The organism is Paucilactobacillus nenjiangensis, assembly GCF_005405445.1.
Taxonomy (GTDB): Bacteria; Bacillota; Bacilli; order Lactobacillales; family Lactobacillaceae; genus Paucilactobacillus; species Paucilactobacillus nenjiangensis.
In genome coordinates this window covers 1-3806 of the sequence record NZ_BJEB01000090.1, presented here as the reverse complement: position 1 = coordinate 3806, position 3806 = coordinate 1, and the positions used below count along the sequence as shown (strand labels likewise).

At 42.4% G+C, this 3806-nt stretch carries 2 protein-coding genes; one reads left to right on the top strand and one right to left on the bottom strand.

Annotated features, from left to right (window positions below):
• Positions 1 to 128 precede the first annotated feature (128 nt).
• Positions 129 to 575 (bottom strand): Hsp20/alpha crystallin family protein, encoded by a 447-nt coding sequence (locus FFM59_RS09725; RefSeq protein ID WP_137602828.1) that lies wholly within the window; start codon positions 573 to 575, stop codon positions 129 to 131.
• A gap of 412 nt (positions 576 to 987) precedes the next feature.
• Here FFM59_RS09725 and mprF point away from each other — a divergent pair, with 412 nt between their 5' ends.
• Entirely contained in the window at positions 988 to 3591 is a 2604-nt protein-coding gene (gene mprF / locus FFM59_RS09715; RefSeq protein ID WP_137602827.1) for a bifunctional lysylphosphatidylglycerol flippase/synthetase MprF, read from the top strand.
• Positions 3592 to 3806: the final 215 nt, after the last annotated feature.

Genomic DNA, 3806 nt, shown 5'->3' with positions numbered 1-3806 from the left:
ACAGAGATTTGTCTTGGTGTTTTTTATTTTATCAATTAGCTAAAAGTATTTGGCTAACTTGATTATAAAACGCGCGGGCTAATCTAATAAAAAGATCGAAGCGACTTTGCTTCGATCTTTTTATTTAATTATTCAATTTCAATGTGACTATCATTATCCACAGCCTGATCGAGTTTTGGTAGTGTCATACTGAGAACACCATTTTCATACTTTGCGGTGATCTTATCCCGATCAACATCCGGCAGATGGTATTGACGACTAACCTGACCATAAGTGCGTTCACTGTGAATCATGTTGCCTTTCTTATCACTATCATCACTGAAGCTGCTCCGGTGACCGGTAACAGCTAACATATCATTGGCATAGTTCAGGTGGATATCCGCCTTATCAAAGCCCGGTAAATCAATCTTTAATTGATATGCTTGATCTGTTTCCTTCACATCTGTTTTCATTGTGCCATGTTCCGGCGTTATTGAGTAGAAAGCTTTTCCAAGGTTTGAGAAGAATCCGTCGTTCATCCAATCACCAAAATCACCAAAGAAATCGTCATGACGTTTTTGTAATCCATTTGCCATACTTATAACTTCCCTTCTTTATCTTGATTCCACTATCAATGCTAATCAGTTTGAACCATAAATTCAAACCATAGTTTTATTATAATTCCATTTTGTGAAAAGCTCTACTAATTTGCTTGCAATGTGAAGTGAACCCCCGAGATTGTTGTCCAATCTCGGGGGTTCACTTCACATTTGGATATTGGACAGCCCTAGTTCACAAAAGGTTTCGATTTTAATTCGTTCGGAATAGGTTATACTAGACAAAAGATCATCTCCTAAAAGATGGGTTTGTGGTAAACACCATTTTAAAGGAAGCTGATCTTTTTTTGTCCGAACAGCGTTCGGATTAATTTTACAATCTACCAAATGGAAATCAAAACGTTATAAATTCAAGATTAAATACAGATAATCTAGGGAAAGGAGAATTTTTTTGAAGGCAACGTTACAGAAAATCGGGACGGCACTCAATAAACGCATGGGGATCATCAAAGCATTATTTGTATTCTCTGTCCTGTTATTTGTGATTACGGAAGTCGGCAAAATTGCGAAGGAAGTCAGTGGCGCGCAGTTGGCGAATGCGCTTGCTTCGCAAAGCTGGTGGCATCTGTTGAGCATGGTCGTGATTGGTATTATCGCAGTGACACCAATGCTGACGTATGACGTCATGATTACAAAGTTTTTACCCAACCACTATTCACTTGGCTATATCTTAAAAGCTGGATGGATCACCAATACATTTACGAATATCGGTGGTTTTGGGGGCGTACTGGGCGCCTCACTGCGTGCTAACTTTTATAATCGCGAAGCCACTAAAAAACAAATCGTGTTTGCCATTTCCAAGATCGCTTTGTTTTTAGTTTCGGGATTGTCATTATATTGTATGATCTCACTCGTGCTAGTCTATGGCTTTGGCATTGGGAACATGTATGGCATTTACTGGATCTGGCTCGTCGGTGGTGCACTGTATTTTCCAGCTATCTTTATTTTTACACGGATCAACGATTCGGAATTCTTCGATGGCCTTACGCTCGGCAACGTCGTTCGGTTATTGAGTGGGTCGTTTGGTGAATGGACTGGCTGTGTGCTGTTCTTCTTATTAATTGGAAACTTTATGGGATTACCCATTGATTTTGCAGCAGTCGTGCCGTTATTCGTGATTGCTTCGGTTGTCGGTGAAGTGTCAATGGTACCCGGTGGTATTGGGTCATTCGACGTTTTCATGATTTTTGGTCTCAGTGCGGTCGGAGTTTCTCGACCAGACGCCGTCGTATGGCTCTTATTTTACCGGTTATTCTACTATATTATCCCGTTTGCCATCGGGATGGTCTTACTCATCCATGACACCGGCCATCGCTTAAACGTGCGCTTAGCGGGTATTCCTAAGCAGGCATTACAACGTGTTGCTCAGATGGTACTGACGGTTTTTCTCTACTTTTCTGGTTTTCTGATGTTGTTGATGTCAACGGTCCCTACCTTTGCATATAGCAATAAACTCTTCTTACAGTTTTATCCGTACACCTTTTTCTTTATTAATCAGGCCAGCAGTATTATTATGGCCTTCTTACTGATTGGGGTGGCGTTGGGAACTGCTGGCCGGGTCAAAAAAGCTTTTTGGCCAACGGTGATTGTCCTGCTGATTGCAATTTTGAATACGATTCGCTGGCTCGTCGTTTATGATGCAATTTCGATGAAATTTGTGATTTTCTTGATTGTGATTCTAGCGCTAGTGGTTTTGTCGCGGCATGCTTATTATCGTGATCGGTTGGCTTTTTCGTGGGGGCAAACGTTGTGGGTTAGCTGCGTGTATGTGGTGACCTTTATCTTGTATACGATTGTGGGGGTCTATAACGCGCCCCAAATTCATCATCGGCATGCGGTTCCTGAAGCGCTGTTCTTCCCATCACAAAAGCTCTGGTTATTTGGGGTGATTGGGTTAGTCTTAGCGGCAATGATTTTGATTATTATGTACCGCTACTTTGCGAGTGGCTATAACGCCCGATTGCGTCAAAAGATGGATGCGGCTCGGGTCAAACAAGTGATTGAAACTTATGGCGGCAATGAAATCTCACACTTGGCTTATTTGAATGATAAGTTAGCATATTACTATCAAGTCGATGGGGTCGATCAACTGATCTTCTTATACCAGCAGAAGGCTGATAAACTGATCATTATGGGAGAGCCATTCGGTAATCAAGCGGTATTACAAGCTGCCTTGGAACAGTTATTGGATGACGCAGATAGTGACGGTTGCTCGCTAGTCTTTTACGAAATTAGTGAGATGCTGACGATGCGCCTACACGAAATGGGCTTTGACTTTATCAAAACCGGTGAAGAAGGGCACGTCAAATTGGCAGACTTTAGTTTGGCTGGTAAACGGCTACGGGGTGAGCGGGCCCTAATGAATAAGTTTACCCGGGATCACTATGAGTTTGCCATCTTGCAGCCACCGTTCAGTGCCAACGTTATGGCTGAATTACGAGCTGTTTCGGATAGTTGGTTAGCAGGTGAGACGGAAAAAGGATTCTCGCTCGGATTTTTTGATGAGCAGTATCTCAATCAGGCACCCGTAGCGGTCGTTTATGATCCTGACCACCGAATTGTCGCGTTTGCGAATATTATGCCGCAGGGAAATCATCAGACGACTTCAATTGACTTAATGCGGTCAAGCAAATCGGCGCCATCCGGCATTATGGACACGGTCTTTGTGCACCTATTTGAACAGGCGCGTGACGATGGCTATGCTTATTTCAATATGGGAATGGCACCGTTATCCGGTGTGGGGGTTTCACGCTACAGTTTTATTCAAGAAAAAATTGCTCATTTAATTTACGAATATGGCTACCAGTTATATGGTTTTCAGGGATTACGGTCGTACAAAGAGAAGTATGTGACCGAGTGGGAACCGAAGTACATTGCGTACCGAAAACGTAATTCACTAATTTTCACCATTTTACAATTGCTACAAGTCGTTAATACCCGGGTGCACAAGTCTGAGCGGCACCGGCCAGTATGGTTGTTGAAACGATTGAAATAACTGAATCATGCACGTTGTTGATAAGATCGATCTGATCTAGTTGACGACGTGTATTTGTTTTATGATAAGACTAACTCTAGTTGGTGTAGAGTAGCGGGTGTTGTTTACTAATGATTTAGGCAGAGGTATTTATTTTGCCGTAAATTGCAAGAACAAGTTAGCCAGTCGTTGAGGACAATCCCAGAACAGGCCGTTATCAAATAGAAGTTGTGGCG